Origin of the sequence: Litoribacillus peritrichatus (assembly GCF_039537985.1) — a bacterium.
Taxonomy (GTDB): domain Bacteria; phylum Pseudomonadota; class Gammaproteobacteria; order Pseudomonadales; family Litoribrevibacteraceae; genus Litoribacillus; species Litoribacillus peritrichatus.
Window position 1 is genome coordinate 1,166,203 of sequence record NZ_BAABBN010000004.1, and the last position, 17,015, is coordinate 1,183,217.

13 protein-coding genes are annotated in these 17,015 nt (G+C 45.2%); 6 read left to right on the forward strand and 7 right to left on the reverse strand.

Going from position 1 to position 17,015, the window contains the following annotated elements; translation table 11 throughout:
- The first annotated feature begins 100 nt into the window (after window positions 1-100).
- The 3 genes from ABD744_RS06490 to ABD744_RS06500 all read left to right on the forward strand — a co-directional run bounded on the left by ABD744_RS06490 (window position 101) and on the right by ABD744_RS06500 (window position 2,601).
- Window positions 101-766 carry a cupredoxin domain-containing protein gene (locus ABD744_RS06490; RefSeq protein WP_344796644.1) on the forward strand — a complete coding sequence of 222 codons (666 nt, stop codon included), beginning with the start codon at window positions 101-103 and terminating at the stop codon, window positions 764-766.
- Between the two features lie 75 nt (window positions 767-841).
- Entirely contained in the window at window positions 842-2,086 is a 1,245-nt protein-coding gene (locus ABD744_RS06495; RefSeq protein ID WP_344796646.1) for a hypothetical protein, read from the forward strand.
- 98 nt (window positions 2,087-2,184) lie between these two features.
- Entirely contained in the window at window positions 2,185-2,601 is a 417-nt protein-coding gene (locus tag ABD744_RS06500) for a hypothetical protein (protein ID WP_344796648.1), read from the forward strand.
- A 64-nt stretch (window positions 2,602-2,665) separates the two neighbouring features.
- Here ABD744_RS06500 and ABD744_RS06505 read toward each other — a convergent pair whose 3' ends face one another.
- From ABD744_RS06505 to ABD744_RS06525, 5 genes are all read right to left on the reverse strand, one after another.
- Window positions 2,666-2,932 carry a BufA1 family periplasmic bufferin-type metallophore gene (locus ABD744_RS06505; protein WP_344796650.1) on the reverse strand — a complete coding sequence of 89 codons (267 nt, stop codon included), beginning with the start codon at window positions 2,930-2,932 and terminating at the stop codon, window positions 2,666-2,668.
- Window positions 2,933-3,092: 160 nt separating this feature from the next.
- On the reverse strand, window positions 3,093-5,768 hold the full coding sequence (locus tag ABD744_RS06510) for a hypothetical protein (RefSeq protein WP_344796652.1): 2,676 nt from the start codon (window positions 5,766-5,768) through the stop codon (window positions 3,093-3,095).
- A 443-nt stretch (window positions 5,769-6,211) separates the two neighbouring features.
- Window positions 6,212-9,058, reverse strand: coding sequence for an Hsp70 family protein (locus ABD744_RS06515; RefSeq protein ID WP_344796654.1), 2,847 nt, complete (start codon window positions 9,056-9,058; stop codon window positions 6,212-6,214).
- 41 nt (window positions 9,059-9,099) lie between these two features.
- Window positions 9,100-11,073, reverse strand: coding sequence for an Hsp70 family protein (locus tag ABD744_RS06520; protein ID WP_344796656.1), 1,974 nt, complete (start codon window positions 11,071-11,073; stop codon window positions 9,100-9,102).
- A complete protein-coding gene (locus tag ABD744_RS06525; RefSeq protein ID WP_344796658.1) occupies window positions 11,070-11,678 on the reverse strand; it encodes a DUF2760 domain-containing protein in 609 nt (202 codons plus the stop codon). Before ABD744_RS06525 ends, ABD744_RS06520 begins: the two co-directional genes overlap by 4 nt.
- 295 nt (window positions 11,679-11,973) lie before the next feature.
- Between ABD744_RS06525 and ABD744_RS06530 the strand changes: the two genes are divergently transcribed.
- Together ABD744_RS06530 and ABD744_RS06535 are read left to right on the forward strand one after the other, a co-directional pair.
- Window positions 11,974-12,354, forward strand: a complete 381-nt coding sequence (locus tag ABD744_RS06530) for a glutaredoxin family protein (protein WP_344796660.1) — start codon at window positions 11,974-11,976, stop codon at window positions 12,352-12,354.
- Window positions 12,355-12,704: 350 nt separating this feature from the next.
- On the forward strand, window positions 12,705-12,914 hold the full coding sequence (locus tag ABD744_RS06535; RefSeq protein WP_344796662.1) for a dodecin: 210 nt from the start codon (window positions 12,705-12,707) through the stop codon (window positions 12,912-12,914).
- Here the strand turns inward: ABD744_RS06535 and ABD744_RS06540 are convergent.
- Window positions 12,911-13,402 (reverse strand): thiol-disulfide oxidoreductase DCC family protein, encoded by a 492-nt coding sequence (locus ABD744_RS06540; RefSeq protein ID WP_344796664.1) that lies wholly within the window; start codon window positions 13,400-13,402, stop codon window positions 12,911-12,913. The two genes, ABD744_RS06535 and ABD744_RS06540, sit on opposite strands and share 4 nt — an antisense overlap.
- A gap of 358 nt (window positions 13,403-13,760) precedes the next feature.
- On the opposite strand from ABD744_RS06540, the gene ABD744_RS06545 reads away from it, so the two are divergent.
- On the forward strand, window positions 13,761-15,071 hold the full coding sequence (locus ABD744_RS06545) for a hypothetical protein (protein WP_344796666.1): 1,311 nt from the start codon (window positions 13,761-13,763) through the stop codon (window positions 15,069-15,071).
- Window positions 15,072-15,186: 115 nt separating this feature from the next.
- Here the strand turns inward: ABD744_RS06545 and ABD744_RS06550 are convergent, their stop codons facing one another.
- On the reverse strand, window positions 15,187-16,827 hold the full coding sequence (locus tag ABD744_RS06550; RefSeq protein WP_344796668.1) for a hypothetical protein: 1,641 nt from the start codon (window positions 16,825-16,827) through the stop codon (window positions 15,187-15,189).
- Between the last annotated feature and the right edge of the window lie 188 nt (window positions 16,828-17,015).

The window sequence follows — 17,015 nt, forward strand, 5'->3', positions numbered from 1 at the left end:
GTGGTGGTTCTGTGATGGCAGGCCGTTCTGCGTTTGGAATTATAATAAACAGGTATTTTTGGAGTGATAAATGAAGCACGGGCTAAATTTTTTGATATTGATGTTGGGTGCTTTATCTGTGTCAGTTCAAGCAGACGAAATATACGGGACGTTTAATTTTACCCGATTACCGCCTCATGCTGCGGTGGTCTATATACCTGATCAGAATGCGCCTGAACGAATTGCCCATGTGGATCAAAAGAACATTGAATTTACTAAAACACTGGATGTTGGAACGGCCGGCACAAAGGTGATTTTTTCAAATTCTGATCAACACATTCATAATTTATTTGCCAGTAATTATAAATCAGATACGAAATTTGACGTGGGGCTGATTCCGCCGGGCAAAGAAGTTCAGATACCTGTCACTTGGCCAGAAGATACCTTATTACGAGTTGGATGTAACATACATTCCAATATGCGTACTTATATTGCAAATATTCAAAGCAGTAACTTCACTTTGGTTGATTTTGTAACGAATAAGAAAAAAAAGAGCCGTTATGATGATGGCGGATATAAGCGGAAAAAGGCAGCTAAAAAGCTTAAAACGTCTACAGGTAAATATAAATTCAAGCTTTATGATGTCAGTGCAGCAGCCGACACTGTAAACATACTTTTACCGCATTATGACTTGATAGAAATAAAACTATCGAAAGGGGAAAGTAAGTCCGTACCTTTGATGCGCCGTGGTAAGCAGAAAGGTGAATTAACGGTCTCAAGGTCTTGAAAGCTGGTGCATTTGCCGACAATACGATGAACATGCTACACCAGTTAAAATTGAATGGAACGATAGAATACTAAAATGAACAAAATCAAATCTTTAATTAGGTTGCCGTTACTGCTGACATTGTCTGCGACCGCTACTGCTAACTCAGACCATCAATGGGTTGGGCAAGTGAACGGCGTTGCGAATTATAATGATGCGGCTGCAACCTGGTTGGACGGAGGGCTAGGTCGTTTTGGGGTCGACTCAGACGATGGTGATAGCGTTGGTTTATTGGGTGAAGTACAGTTGGGTTATAACTATCGTTTGAACGACCAATTTAGTATTCGGACGCACCTTCAGGTTCAGGAAACTACTGAAGACAGTTCTGCAAGATCTGTAGGTGTGGTGGAGCTGAAGGCAAGATACGTCATTGCACCAGAATGGGATCAAAAATTCACTTTTACTGCCGGACAGTTTTTCTTACCAATCTCTCTGGAAAATACCAATCGTTTCTGGGAATCACCTTATACCATTAATTTTTCATCATTGAATAGCTGGATAGGAGAAGAATTCAGGCCGATAGGTGTGGATGCTAGTTATAAAAAAACCTTTGAATCCGGAAACCAATGGTCTTTGGCAACCACCATCTTTGGTGGTAACGATTCCATGGGGGCTATTTTAGCCTGGAGAGGCTGGAGCCATGGTCGCCACCGTTCGGTATTCGGCGATACCTTGTCATTGCCGGAACTCGACAGTCTGAACACCGGAGGGCCGTTTGAAGATCAAAGAGACGATGGCAGTAAGCCTTTCGGGAGGGATCTGGATGATCGTCCCGGATATGCCATAAGAACGGCCTGGCAAACTGAAGATTATTTATTTAATTTGAGCTGGGTTGATAACTTGGGTGATACTGAGCTGCATCACGGCGAATACGCATGGCGGACTAAGTTTGCGATATTGGGCGCATCCTGGTTTGTTACTGATGAGTTTGAACTTCTTGCAGAGGGAACCAGTGGAAGTACAACTATGGGAGCAGGGCCGGGTGTCGATGTGAATTTTTATTCGGCTTATATCATGGCTTCCTATCTGGTGAATGAGCTTAGATACAGTGCCCGTCTGGAGAAATTTGCTGCTCATGATAAAGACGCCGTTGATGATGAAAATAATGATTCTGGCCGTAGCTATACACTCGCGATAATGTGGGAGCCGGAAGAAAGCAATGTAAGTGGCGGAGCAGAGCTGCTCTATGTTGACAGCAAGCGGATCAGAATGACATCGAACGGTACCTTTGAGGATCAGGAGTCAATCAGTATCAGTTTGTTGGCTAAATATGCTTTTTAAATAATAAGCTTGACGGCTCTTTGGTCGTTTTATGAAATAAGCACTAAGCGATAGCTTTGGTCACTCCGCTACTTTGAACTGTACTGTAGGATTTTTGTGTGTTGAAACGTTGCCTTTTTTATATTGTTCTTTCTTGTCTTTCATTGAATAGTTATGGTTCAAATACACTTTTAGAGGCGCTTGCCGAGTCGAAAGAAAATAATTCGCGTTCTGGGGCAGTGGATACGCCAGAGGCAAAATATGTATATTCGATGATGCAAAAGTTGAAAGCAAAGTACTCAGAAGAGCTTTCAAAGTCGAGTATTGACGCCATACATGGAAATATTAAGTATAAAATTCTGCTGGATCGTGAAGGGAAGATCATTTCGGTTGAGTTTATTACTGAAAATGTTAAAGAAGCTTATAAAAATGACATGAGAAGTTTTATTTACAACGCAGAGCCTTTTGGAGTGTTACCAAAAGAGTTGTATGAAAATACTGAAGTGCTGGAATTTATCCATACATTTAAATTCTAGTTTATCAAGAAGCTGGAGTTGAGTGACGCCAACCCCGGCAATGCCGAGGTTGAAGTGAGTAATATTACTTTTTGACCTTACCACCCACAATTTTGGAACATGTACCTTTGGGTACAAAGATCCACTCAGTTGGGTCACCATCTTTGGTGGATTGGCCTGCACAGCTGTGTTTACTTGTGCCACAGTCATTCATGCCTGCTTTCGCTATGCCCAGGCACTTTTCTACCGGACCTTTGCCTGCAACAGCGGTGTCTGTAACAGTGATCATACCAACTGATAATGCGGCCGCAATGGCGGTGCCCATGATTGATTTTTTATTGTCTGTACTCATTTGTTATTCCTTAATTTTCGAGTTGGGTTTATGAAACCTATAATCATAGGTTAATACAGCTTTAGAAAAGTACAAAAATTTCTTTTAAATCAATTGCTGAGCTTAAAGTCAGGCCAGATACAAAAGCGTTCTGGCCCGGGTTGCAGTGTGATCGGTTTATTTAATAACCGGGCCCTGTGTGAATTTTGGATGGAACGGTTCGGAAGAAGTCATCATTGTATTTCTTATCTTCGTCTGTTGTGTTCCATTTGGCTTCCAGGACTCTCAGGTCTTCTTGTAAGTTTTCGAATACGACATGCATAGGGCCTTTGTACTGTTCATCCACACCGTCAAGCAGGTATGTGAAGTCATTCAGTAACAGTGTGAATCTTGCTCGGCCTGTCGCCAGAGCCACGTAGGCTAATGAACGCCATTCATCAACGGATGGGGTGCCTCGGTCTTTCGGAATTTGAACCTGACCGATGCGAGGATCGAGAGCGGCTTTCACGCCTGTGGTTCCATAAACCTGATGTCGTATCACTGTGTGGTGAATGGTGTCAGAGGCAAAACGAGCTACGCCTTCGCGGGTTTTAAAGTCATGGTAACGTTCAGGAAGACCGTTCACTAACACTATGTTCAGTGCATCATGGAAGTCCTGAAGGTATTTATCGTTTTGAACGGCCTGATCATCTTTGTAGATGATATTGATTAACGATGTCGCATATTTATGCCAGATTTGTGCGTATTCCAGCTCCCAGTTGATACAGGCGTTCGGCAGGATTTTTCCTTCCGTTTCGCCGGGTGCCGGAGCCATGGTCATGAGCGCCGCGCGTTCTTCGACATTTTCGTCGGTGCCGTATTCGAAGTCGTGGTAACAGTCATTCAGATGGCTGATCAAGCTGTCGTGGGTGGTTGCAAAAATCTGGCTGAAGACAGCGCCTTCCTGAACCAAATGTTCTGTTGTTATTTCTTCTGCTAATTCATGAGAGAAGAAGTGAATATACATAAAGGTTCTGAAAGGGTGGGTCCACTGACCTTGCACATCAAACGCATTGTGCATGGAGACTTCAACGAGATTATACGTCATATGGATTTCAGCTAAGTGTTTACCGCTGATTACCTGATAATACATAGACGCTAAGATTCGGCTCTCAGCCCAGCGGAACGTTGCATCATCCGGGTTAGCCAGGATTTCTTCTGTAGAATGCGGCGCAATGACTGAAAGTAGCTCAAGACGTTGCGTTTCGCTGTTTACTTTGAAATAAGCAACACCACCGTAACTTTCGTAATCCTCTTTGGTTTCGTACTTTTCGAGGAATCTGAAGTCAGACATTAACACACCAGGCCCGCGTCCTATCGCCGCTTTGGCAAAAGTGTTAGCGACCCCAAATTCGGTGAGATACGCTAATAGCTGACCGTCTTTAAAGGATTGTATGACCGTATTTGGGGTTTTTTCAAGGTGACCGCCGTCGCCGGGAATGGTGTTGCCAAAAATATTTTTGGTAAAGAGGTTAGGCCAGTATTCTGAGCCATCACTCCAAATGGTCATACGGGGTTTATCTTTCAGCGGTATGGCAACTTTGGCTTGAGGGAAGTAATGATCCAGAATCGCGATCATTGCAAATGATTTTTTGGCCCGGGTCAGCAGTTGCTTGAACATGGTGACGTTGCGCTCAAGGTCCACTGCTGCCGGAATGCTAAGACTCTCTGGTAGGAACTCAGGGTGAACTTGATAATATGGTTTTAAATAGGTTTTTTTAGGCTTTTTATCTGTGTCGTTGTAAACCTTGCTCAAATTAAACGGATTTGGAAAACGTTTTGCGCTGACTAATACAAAGTAGAGGATGGACCAGATCAACTGGCTCATTTGCATGCGCCAAAGGCTAAAGGTTTGAGGTGAAAGCTTGGCGGTAATAACGACCCCGGCCAAACACGTCACGATAAAGCCCCAGAATAACAGTGAACCTTCCGGCAGTTTAATGGCTACGTCCATTGAAAAGCTTGGGTCTGCTTTGGTTGTGGCCATGATTGCCAGGAACAACATGATGCCTGAAACGGTGCTGATGATATGAAACGCAGTGCTTTTTAGTGGCGTCGAAGTTCCTATGGTAAGAGACGTGATCTGAAGTACCGCTTGGGCAATCAGGAACCACGCAACGGCCTCGCCACCCGGAGGTGCCTGGTGGGTTGCAACTAATACGATCTGAGCGACTTGCGTACCAATCAGAATTGCAGGCACGACGGTCTGAGCACCCCCAAAGAATAAGGCAAAACCTAAACCAAAGCAGACGGCACCTGAAAGAAATAAAATACCTGTGCGGAGACTGGGATCGGCGATCACCATGCTGCAAACGAAGAAGAAGATGGTCGTTACCACAGGCGCAAGGTTGAGGAAGCGAATGCTTTGAACAAAGGTTCCTAGTTTCGTTCGCATCAACTGGAAAGGATGCCCTGTCACAAGTAACGTTGCTTCGTATAAAAAGCCAACGCCACTGCCAAAAATGGTGAACAAAAAGGGTAGCCACACCCAGGCGGCTAATTCAGCCTTGGGTAAGTTCTCAAAAATCCCAAGCGGTAAAATAAGATAGGCATTGCCTAAACCTGTCAGTTCCACAAACATGGCGGTGGAAAGAACGGCCATAAACAACAAACTCAGCATCGAAAGGGCTGAGCCAAAAACCGAGAATGTCGGAGGTACAGGTTTTTGAAAGCGAATGGCCGTGGCGTATTCGATTGGGATGATTGAATTACTGGCCAGTGATTCCGGTTTGTCGTTGTTGGGCGGGGTATTGGTTTTTGTTAAACGATGTAAGCTCTCTGAGGTATTTTCTATTGTAGTGTCTGATTCCGAGTTCATCTCCGTATAAGTTCATCAATCCAGATTTTTCTTAATAGATTTGCCATTGGTTGTTCACGGAACAAGAATGAGTATCTTTCAACCATGAACGCCGGACAAAGAAGGGATACAACGAAGGGTCGACACCAGAAATTTCCTAGCCTGTTTGACTAAGAATACAGACTGTCAGTGGTTTGCTGGCCATTCATCCATACTAAGTTTTTAAGCTAGCACTGAATTTGATGCGATTTTGTATTGAACTACAAAAACTGTACAAAAATGATAATTACGCACAAAAATAGGGGCAGCTTGAGAATAATCTCAATATATTTTATTAAGAGTGGCTGTGTTGATTGAGACAGATGCTGATGCGTTTGAGGTGGATATTGTAGTAGGTCGCTCAAACGAAAAAACCGTAGAAAAATCTACGGCTTAGTGATGTTTTTGATTATAGATAAATTTAATTATTGTATAAGTTTCAATCCGATGGGCAGGCCTTCCCCAAATACTTTTTTGGTTTCTGCTTCATCCAGCTCTTTGACGGTTTGTACCATTTCAATCCAGCTGACCGGCGCTTTGACCATTGTTAGCTTTTCGACCACCTTATTTCGCCATTCGTCGTCGATATCTCTGGCTCTGTCCCCGCTCATTCTTGTCATGAGAACGGCTGCAAAGGCGGCTTGTTGGTTCTTTTTCCAGTCGGCTTTGAGCAATTGCGGCAGCCAGGACTGCACCTGACTTTTATCAATGACATTATGGGCACTGCCATGGAAAGGCACGCGAGAGGCCATTCGGCCAATCGCCCACCAACTGGTGATGGTTTCTGAGGGTTTTTCAAGTCGCTTGAGGAGCCATTTGATGGTCTGGGTTTTGTCTTCCACCGGCAAATGTTCAAGGGTTGCAACCAGCTTGACCATGTCTTCATAAGATTTTTGTTTCAGCTCTGCCTGAAGCTTACGATTGGTCAAAGCAGAAGGGTTTAAAAACTTACTGATGTCTTTGTACAGCTTTGTTTGTTGTTCGCTGCTGAGGCCGCCAGCGGCACGGCGCCAGAACGTCCACCACTCAATCCATACCGGTGTTTCCTGATTAAACTGGATACCATGTTGGTAATGAGACCAAACCTGCTGAATGCGCCAGTCATCGACAGGGTAGCCGAATCCTGGTCTCAGGCTGTAACCGGCGAGATTAAGCCATACACGCTCGTGGGCTGCAGAGCGGCGGCGTCTGTTTTTTCCTTCCAGGAGCAGATCAAATAATGCTCTTAACACCGGGATTTCCCAGGTATCCCGTTTGCCGAGCAGCTTTTCTATATCCGCTCTCAGGGTTTTTACGGCTTTTGGGTTATTGTCTTTCTTGCTGCTGCCAAATACGTCAGAAACCTTTTCGGTTACCTGATCAAAGTTGGCTGGTAATTGTTCGGACGCTGTGTCTCTTTGTTTAGACAGGTTTTTTCGTATTTCAAATTCTAACTGCCAGCGTTGTTGGCTTTCGGTGGCTTCATTTTCAGCAACACAATCAATTTTAAGTGTTCCAACTTCTGTGAGCGTAGTGGCAAGCGACACTTCCATTGTCGTTGCATTCGAGCTTTCTGAGTCCATGACCGCAACTAAGGGTGGGAGGGAAATAAACGCTTGTGAAGAAAGGTCTTCATCGCTGAGAGAAATGATTTCGCCAGGCTGGAATTGTCGGTCAGCGGTAGTAGAAAATAGGTGAAACTGAACCGGTTGACCAAGCTGTAGCGAGAACCTGCGTTCGCTTAGGGTTTGTTCCTGGTCTTCTTCTGTGCCTTTGGGCAGCAGACACACGGCTTGCTGTTGGCCCTTTTCTTTATTTAAGCCAAGAAAGAATGTGCGGGCAGAGCCACCGCCAATTTTTAGTTGCGCGCCTCTGCGTGCTTTTGCATAGGCTACGGCCCCTTTGGCGACGGCCAGGTCAGGGTTTTGATTATCTAAATGAAGAATGGGCGTTTGTCGCCAATGGCTTAATACCGATAGGGAGCGTTCGGTCAGGGTCGGGCTGTTGAATACTCCGCCGTTGAATAAAACGGCATCCGGCACTGGGTTTTGTGCGTCATCTTCATTGAGGCCAAGGGCTTCACGGCAAGCGGCTTCGTGTTGGCCGATGAATTCTGCAAGGTGTTTGCTGACGGCAGGATCTGAGGCGTAAGGTAAGCCAAATTCAACCACCGCACTTCGGCGCTTGTTGGGTCTGTCTTCAAAGGGAATTTCAGGGAAGAAGCCGTCCAAGGCAACTTTACGAACCTGAGATTGAGTCAGCAGACAGCTCTTTGAGCCACCGATTAATTTTGCGCCACTGCCAAGAACCGTTACTTTTGCACTTTCTGGGGCCTGATCAGAGAGCAACAGTTCTTTGGCTTTTCGGGTTTGCTGAATCAACTGAGACAAACTGGCCGCACTTAATTTTTTAGGCGTTCCAGAGCCTGCGCTGTTGATTTGCTGTTCCGCCATGTGAGCCAAGGCCAGATCAACATTATCGCCACCCAGCATGAGGTGATTACCAACACCGACACGGGTAAGTGCTAAGGTTTGATCTTTTCCTTCGGTCACTTTAATTAAACTTAAATCGGTGGTGCCGCCACCAACATCGCAAACCAGCAACAGTTTTAGTTTTGCCAGAAGGCTTTGGGCGTTTTCCCCTTGTCTTGCGTACCAGTCATAGCAAACGGCTTGCGGTTCTTCCAATAGCAGAACTTTACCAAAGCCTGCCATTTCGGCGGCTTCGATGGTCAGCGATCGGGCGCCTTCATCAAATGAGGCCGGCACGGTAATGATGACTTCCTGCTGCTCAAGTGGTGCATCTGGATTCCCGTGGTTCCAGGCTTTTCGAACATGGTCCAGATAGCTGGCACTGGCCAATACCGGTGAAACTTTTTCAATCCCTTCAGCGCCCGCCCAAGGCAGAATGTCCGCGCTGCGATCTACTTGAGGGTGTGACAACCAGCTTTTAGCACTGACGACTTGCCGACCATCCACCTTTGAGCCCAACTCTCGTGCCCACTCGCCAATCACCACTTGGGGTAATTCGCCTGGTAATTTAAATTGTGGGTCAGTGTTCAGGTGCGACCAGGGCAGGGTTAAATCATTTTCGTTTAATTCCCCGGGTGCAGGGTGGTATCGAAAAGACGGAAGAAGTGGCTTTTTAGCGACTTCGCCCGGCGCAACCAGTTGTTCAATTTCAAAGATTTGGCAGTTGTCGTGGGTCAGTGCTTTATTCAAATCGGCATAGGCGACCACGGTGTGCGTGGTCCCTAAATCGATACCGATCAGATACTTCGGTTGTGCAGTCATTTTTGCTCGCTGATTTTTCTCGCCAGTAGCGAAATGAAGTTTTAGTCGCGTACGTCCAGCTCTATCTGCCAGCGTTCGGGTTCACCATTTTCATCGGTATTGTTATTATCCGCATTATCGACAGCAATGGCTTCAAGCTTGAGTGTTCCTACTTCAGTTACTTTAGCGCTTAACCGGACGGGTACCACCTCTCCAGCACGTCGGCCCTCGGCTGGCAATGTCGCTTGTAGTTCTGGGAGCTCTTCCAGTTCATCGTCAGCCCAATGCTCCAGCTGAACACCGGATTCATCATGTCGACGGGTATTCGAGCCAAAGAAGCGGAAATGAACAGGCTCACCGACAATTAAGCCAAATTCAGCGGAGGTCGGCGCAGTTTCTGTTCCTTCTTCCATGCCAAAGGGAGCAATACACAGTGCTTCCAACGGTGGTTCCATGCCCGGTATGGCAGGCATCGCACTTTCAATGCCCACATAGTAGGCATTTGCCAAGCCACCACGAATTCGAACCCCTTGGCCTTGTTTAACAAAGCCGTAATAACTTGCACCGTTGGCTACTGCCAGATCAAGGTCAGATTCCTCAAGCAAGCGGGCTTCTTCGGCACCGGCCTCGGTTAGCCATTGATTAATGATACTCAATACTCTGTCGGACAGGGCAGGGGCTTTCAGAACACCGCCGTTTAATAGTATCGCAGTGGGTTTAATGAACGAATCGGACGCTGTATCACCAAAACCGCCTGCAAGGGGATCGGAGAACATAGCTTCGTTAGAAGTGTTTTCATTGTCTTCTGAAGTCGGATTGATAAGATCAGAAGCAGCATCTGCCTGTTTGCTTAAGAATTCAGCCAAGTGACGAGTTACAGCCGGGTCTTGCGCGTAAGGTAAGCCTTTTTGAGTCAGTGCTCCGCGTCTGGCTGCTCTTGGGTGATCATTGATTGCAACTTCAGGGAAGAAGCCTTCTACCAGCGCCTCTTTGACTTCGTCACGGGTTAATTCGGTTCTTAGTGTATTTCCGAACAGTTTGGAGCCTCGGCTAGGAACCACAATCGGAACTTCAGTGATGTCGTTATCCAGTAGCAACTGCTCTTTTGCATCTCGACATGCCTGAGTAATGGCTTGTATCTGCCAAGTTTGAAGTTCTTTCCCTTCCTGCGCCAGCTTGGCTTTGACACGATACGCCAGTGCCAAATCCATGTTGTCGCCACCCAATAAAATGTGGTCGCCAACCGCAACCCGGTTTAAGGTAAGATTCCCTTCGTCTTCCGTAACTGCCACCAAGGATAAGTCGGTGGTGCCGCCTCCGATATCAACCACTAAGATGATGTCACCAACATTGACCTGGTTTCGCCATTCGTCGCCACAGGCGTGAAGCCAGTTGTATACCGCAGCCTGAGGTTCTTCGAGCAGAGTCAGGTTTTCAAAGCCAACAAAACCGGCGGCTTCGGCCGTTAATTCTCGTGCGGCCGGATCAAAAGAGGCAGGAATGGTGATGGTGACTTCTTGTTCTGTTAACGGGTAGTCGGGGTACTTGTTGTCCCAGGCAGAAGCTAGGTGATCAAGGTATTCAAAAGTTGCGTCTAATGGGGATACCTTGGCGACTTCTTCCGGGCTTCCTGCGGGTAGGAAATCGGCATGACGGTCAATGCCGCCATGACATAACCAGCTTTTTGCACTGGAGACTAATCGGATGGGTGTTTTACTGCCAAGGTTTCTGGCCAGCGAGCCGACAATGTCTTCCGGCTTTTCGTTCCATGGCAGGGCAATGTCACTGTCAGTCAATTCTGATTCGTGTGCCATGTACATGAACGAAGGCAGCTGCTCTTTTTCTTCGATCACTCCGGGCTGTGTTAGCTGTGGAATACTCAGCACAGATACTTCAACTTCTGCTGTCGGATCTTCCATGGCGGAGTCCAGATCCAGGTAAGACAACACGCAATGGGTTGTACCTAAGTCGATGCCAACGGAGTATTTGGCAGAACGGTTGTTTTCATCCATTGAATTCAATTCCGTATCACTCATAGTTCAACCTCTGCTGGTGCAACGATGGACGTGTCGTGACCTTCCGCCAATTTAGGTAGTTTAATGTTGGTTACTTTCCAGCCTTTATGAATCAGGGTGCCGGTGAATGGTGCTTCGCCTACCACATTTCCTGTCAATCTGACTTCAGATGCATTGAATCCTTCGTTCAATGTAACGCGGGATTCTTCTTCTTCGTTTCTGATGGCGGCGAAGTCAAAATACGTAGTAAGTGTTTTTTTGCTGCCTTCATGGACAACACGTGCGGCTGCACCAATGTCGGCATCCGAGTAACTGGATACGTCTTCTTGAATAAAATCGATGAATCGGGCGTCCTGTTGCAGCAATGTCAAAAGCTGTAGGGCTGCATCCGGGGTGGCTTCTTTCAATACGGCTGGCTTGGGTGTTTCTTTTACTGGGGCAGGCTTTGGTTCAGCAACAGGCGTAGGTTCCGCAACCGGTGTCGGCTCGGGCGTTACTTCATTGGCGCTTGCCTGAGGCGATGATTTTTTTGTAACGAATAAAACAAAGAATACAACTGCAAGTACTGCGAGAATCAGATGAAGCATATCGATGGTGGATGGTAGAGAAGCAGGATCAAAATTCATCAGACGTTTCCTTAAAGTGTTTAAGTTATTTTAATTCCATGGGTGCCTGTCTAACTCATTGTAAGAAGAGCTTTTTTACAGAATAGCCAGCCAAACTGCAGCAACCTTTGGATAACGGCGGCATTCTAGCATGACAACTTAGAATCAAACATCTATATGAGGCCGGATCTTTGTTCCTCGCTTCCAATATTGAATTTGGAAGGTGGAAGCCAGATGTATATAATGGCGCAAATTTTGACCAAGTAATGAATTAGATGGCTTGGTTAGCCCATTAAAACAGAAGGTAGGTCGTTGTATGTTGCGAGTAGTACGAGCAATTCTTGGTGCGTTAATTTTATTTTTTAACTGGGTATTCACTCCCAGAGGTGTAAAAAGAGCGCCGCAAGCTCAGGCAAAGATTGACTCAGAAACAAAGAACCTGGCGCTTTATCAATACAAGTCATGCCCGTTTTGTGTAAAAGTACGTCGTTCTATGAAACGTAATTCTTTAAATATCGAGACCAGAGACGCCAAGCGTGTTGCGTCACATAAAGATGAGTTGGTTAATGGTGGCGGTGCATTGAAAGTACCATGCCTTCGTATTGAAGATGAGAAGGGCGAAGTGAGCTGGATGTATGAGTCTTCGGACATCATTCAGTATTTGGAATCCCGGTTTTCAACTCCTCAAACCTCTTAGGTTGAAAGCTTCTGTAAGCTTTATTCATTAAGTGTTACTGAATAAGCGGTGATTTATCGCTTATTCTCTGTCTTCTTTTATAGATGCGCAGCCCTTTCGATTTTCTTCCCTGTAATCCTACCCATTAATTATTTTGTATCGAAATGGATTCGCGCCAGTATTCTCCCGGCAGGCTGTTGATTTTCGTTATCGAGGCAGGACTAACAAGGCAAAATCAGGCGAAAACGCGGAGTATATAGTTCATAAATGAGCATTTTGAGTCTGATTTTAACACCGTTAGGGCAACACAGATAGAAAATCAACAACCTGCTAGACTTATTGGATACACCTGAAACAAGTGGAGAGTCACAATGAGTGCTCATGTATATAAAAAAGTTGAGATTGTAGGCAGTTCTACCACCGGCTTGGAAGATGCCATTACCAACGGCATTAATAAAGCTGCTAAGTCCATTAAGCATATGGACTGGTTTGAAGTGACAGAAACCCGAGGTCACATCGATAAAGGAGCTGTGGCTCACTGGCAGGTAACGTTAAAAATTGGTTTTCGACTGGATGATTAATTGCCAGTTAAAAACCGGCTTTGGTGCTCAGCCGATGGCAGTATGCAATGGTCGTATTTGCCAAATAAGAAATACCGGTTGAGTGCTATTCGGTCGTAACCCCAGTTTCTTATGAACGCAGGCAAGCATTTAAAAACCGAAAACAGTTTCCAGGGAAGACCCAGCTGGCTTACGACGTTTAAAAATGCATCGCTTTGTTGGTAGGCCTTCGATCCTTCTATGTACAGCATGGTATCGAATCTGTCGGTGGGGTAATTGAAATAGGCAAGAATGCTTTGCCCCTCCGGAGACTGGACGGATGCCAATTTGAAGATGTTCTGGGTGTCGTGTTTAATTATGAACCCGCTCCAGAAATTACAGAGCTTGCAGACACCATCAAATAAGATAACTTTATCGTTTTCTGACATATAAGGAGGAAGAGACATAGTCATAGACTTTAGCCCTCGTAGGCTGATAATGCTTCGTTCACTGGCTATCTTGCCTTTCATAATACTGTCTATCGTACCACTCTTTCACCGAAATTAAGTGCGGCAATTCGTTAAGCTGTTTTTCGTACTTACTGCTGGGCGACTCTGTTGCATCTCTTTTGCGTTTGGATCGTTTTTTTCTCAGGGAATTTACTGGTTATCTCCTAAAGTTTCTGTTGCTTCTATGCGCTGTCTTTTGGGTTGATAAAGTTTACTCTTCTTAATCCTTTTTTATTAATTTTAATCGCATGATTAAATAGGGTGCTGACAACCGTTCGTAGCCTAGTTAGTGTTATACGGCAGTTCCGATCCAGTTGTACGGAAACATGAATTTAAATCCCTGCATTTTTTCCTACAGCAAGCTGAACAGGAGCTTTCCATGAGCGATGATGTCGCAGTACAAAACACAGAAAAAGCCGAGCTAGATCCTAAAATTCAGGAAATTATGGGTTCCATTGATTTGGAACTGAATTTAGTGAACCCGCCGCCGCCAAACGACTATGAGGTGTTGTTTAAAGTCGCTTTGGAAGCGCTGAACTTTTTTCCTCCATTGTATTTTCAGTCTATTTTTGGCCGGGTGGGAGAGATTATTCCGCCGTACCGTACAGAATCTGAGTACACCATCTTGAACCCGTGGCGTCCGGTTCGTGCAGCTAATTATCTGGTGGATATTACGGTGCCTGCGTTTTCTCACGCGCCAGGACCTTGGGCAAGAACGTTATTGCCGCCGGTCATTCAAAATACGTTTTGGCGTCCTAGTAATTACTTTCAGCAACCAGATCCGTTTGACAGTGTGACTTCGTTTGCGAATGAGCGTTGGTTCTTTTTGAATGGAATCTGTACCAACGAAGCGGTTGCAAAACTGAACACGGACTTAATCAGCGAACTGTTTCAGAGGCCGATTACTTGTATTCATAATGCGACTGACTCTGCAATTTTGGACTTGGTTCAGTGCGCCGTGGGTAAATCCTTCAAAACCGACCCAGACCTGGACGATGCTCAGTCTATGACTGAACCTGCAATCAAAGCGGCTGTAGCTATACTTGAGGCGCTGAAAGATCCTCAGTTGGATAAAGTCGTGTTGCTATGTCACTCGGAAGGAACAATTATTACTGCGAATGTACTAAAAGCGTTTCAGCGCAGTTTAGAGACCATTCATTTGTTGCTGGATGATCTCAGTGCCCGACCTAAGCTAAAGCTTGAACTCATTGATCAATTAGTCATCGATATTATTTTCAGTGAAGAACTTCACGGCTTGGATCGCAAGAGCCTGGATTCTTATTTGGTGAATACCCTCAAGAAGTTAGAGGTTTATACCTTTGCAAACTGTGCAGACAAGATGACCTATGTGAGTTATACCGTTGATGAGCAGGGGAATGAAGTTGGATTGCCGTACATTGAGAACTTTGCCAACGAATTTGATTTAGTGGCTCGACTCGGTGTGTTGTCTCCGTTGAAAGCGACCAACCCGGATATCATTAAAATCGATGGCGATGTTTACGAAAAGACGGGCTTGGACGCCTGGGGTCATTTACTGAATCAACACTATTTATTCGGTATGCAGGCATTTTTAGAAGGTAAGAGTGGCAACCCTTATCAGAATGTCGACCAGAAAGAAGGGGAGATTCCGCCGACGCCTCGTTTATACCAGTATTACGACGGCAAACGTATAGGGCCATATTGCAAATAGGTATATGGAAAACAAATACATTGAAAACCAAGACATTGAAAATAAGTGCATTGAAAATAAAAGTACGTTGATGCTCTAAGAATAATAAACGGAGTTCTGATTGCAAGGACTCCGTTTATTCGTCAAGCAGTTCATCAATAACTTTGTAAAGGCCGAGCTGACGGTCAAGCTTGTCTTGTTGAAGTGTGCCTAGGTCACTCGTGATTAATGTATCTGTGATTTGCTCTTTTATGGCCTCTTTATTGGTTAACTTCCCGTTTTCATATTCTTTGGTTGTTTCTTCTTTGGACTGAGACTGATTTACGATGGCAGAGTTAATGGCGCCTTGGCCATCCATATTGATGGATCGGATTAAAGAGCCTTCTTCTTTCAGCGTCTCGTATTTGTAGTTGCCATTTTTGAAGTCTACTTGATTCAGGCCGTTGAGAGGCTTGTGCTGTCGGATGTCCATGTCGTAGGTGGATGTTTGTTCAACTTCCGTGTATTTACCATCACGAGTCAAGCCTTCTCTGATTTTGGTCTCTTGGTCGATTTCTAATGACATGAACGACTTTTCTTGCGGATTCTGAGGATTTGGTGCTATGTCTCGTGTCCCAAAAAAATTGGCTTCAAAGTCGGGCAAACCACTGAGAACCGATTTAGCAACGGAAGTTTGGTTTGGGTTGAGTGTCGTTGATGTGTCCTTCTCATCGTCCTCATTCCTCAGGCCAATGTTGAGCGCAGATGAAAATCCGTCTGTAAAAAACGATGCAACATCGTCAGGTGAAACACCGAACATTTTATAAGATTTAGCTGTTTTATCTATGATGTCTAAATACGATTGGAACTGGGCATTTTCTTCCAGGCTCCCGCTGACCAGTTCGTTGTTGGTATCTACTGTGAAATCGTACGTTAACCCGTTCTGGGTGGCTTCCAAAGTTTGGTTGCCGTTGAATTGATCAATTTCAAAATGAAACTCCGCTTTGGAGCTGGTGTGTGAATTCTTTAATTCAAGATCAAAGCCAACCAATTCGTCGCGATCGAAACCTTGCAGGCCATTTAATTCAGCCATGCCCCGACCATTGAAAAAAGCACCGGCAGAATCGCTAAAATCCACAGCCAGATTTTGAATGGCTTCCAATTCTTCTTCGTCCAGCTCACCTTCAAATTCAAAGCTGAACGAAGTGCCGTTGACACTCAGAAAACCCGAGTCTTTCACTGCTGCAATGCCGTTTTCTTTGTTGATATTAATGGTGACTTTGTCGCCGTCTTTGGTTTCGATTTCCAAACTGAAAGATGCTTCCACATTCGCGCCGGATCGGAGGCTTTGATAACTTGGTGATGCCGTTTTTCCAGCTTCATCCATTTGCGCAAAACCTGCGTATGAACGGCTTCCATCAAAATATGAGCCTTCAGATAGATCGAGTTCCGTGATGTAAGACAAAAATAAAGACGGCAAGAACTGCCTGTTAGTGGTTTGGGTATCCAGTTCGGATGCCAAGTACTCATTACGATTTAAAAACTCGGCATCACCTTGCGGTGAATAACGAACCAAGCCTTCAATGGCTTTAAAATTATTTGGTTCATTAATGATGGGTGTTGAAGCGATGTCTACCGTGATGGAAGGAGGGAGTGCAACATTATGTTCTACCGTTTGGGATTCGGACGAAGTTAACTGAAGCTTTTTGATTTCCTCATCGGTTAACTTTTTACCTTCAGGTACATTTCCACTTCGTGCGGATTGTAAATCGGCCAAATCGAACGGTATGGTTTTCATAAAAATTTCCTATCCATGAACTTTCTATGTGTTTATGTGGCTGTGTTGAATCCTATGCTAACCATCTTAACGACCTTTGCTTGAGTAACTTTAGACCACTTACACTTAATATTGACTGATTAGTCAGTGAGAAATATCTCAAAAGTGAGGGTTTGATCAATTAATCTGTGGTGTGTGACGAGGCATTA

Coding starts and splice junctions, on each gene's coding strand:
- ABD744_RS06520 (WP_344796656.1), bottom strand. CDS start 11,073: ATGAGTGATACGGAATTGAATTCAATGGATGAAAACAACCGTTCTGCC.
- ABD744_RS06490 (WP_344796644.1), top strand. CDS start 101: ATGTTGGGTGCTTTATCTGTGTCAGTTCAAGCAGACGAAATATACGGG.
- ABD744_RS06530 (WP_344796660.1), top strand. CDS start 11,974: ATGTTGCGAGTAGTACGAGCAATTCTTGGTGCGTTAATTTTATTTTTT.
- ABD744_RS06505 (WP_344796650.1), bottom strand. CDS start 2,932: ATGAGTACAGACAATAAAAAATCAATCATGGGCACCGCCATTGCGGCC.
- ABD744_RS06495 (WP_344796646.1), top strand. CDS start 842: ATGAACAAAATCAAATCTTTAATTAGGTTGCCGTTACTGCTGACATTG.
- ABD744_RS06535 (WP_344796662.1), top strand. CDS start 12,705: ATGAGTGCTCATGTATATAAAAAAGTTGAGATTGTAGGCAGTTCTACC.
- ABD744_RS06510 (WP_344796652.1), bottom strand. CDS start 5,768: ATGAACTCGGAATCAGACACTACAATAGAAAATACCTCAGAGAGCTTA.
- ABD744_RS06550 (WP_344796668.1), bottom strand. CDS start 16,827: ATGAAAACCATACCGTTCGATTTGGCCGATTTACAATCCGCACGAAGT.
- ABD744_RS06540 (WP_344796664.1), bottom strand. CDS start 13,402: ATGAAAGGCAAGATAGCCAGTGAACGAAGCATTATCAGCCTACGAGGG.
- ABD744_RS06515 (WP_344796654.1), bottom strand. CDS start 9,058: ATGACTGCACAACCGAAGTATCTGATCGGTATCGATTTAGGGACCACG.
- ABD744_RS06545 (WP_344796666.1), top strand. CDS start 13,761: ATGAGCGATGATGTCGCAGTACAAAACACAGAAAAAGCCGAGCTAGAT.
- ABD744_RS06525 (WP_344796658.1), bottom strand. CDS start 11,678: ATGAATTTTGATCCTGCTTCTCTACCATCCACCATCGATATGCTTCAT.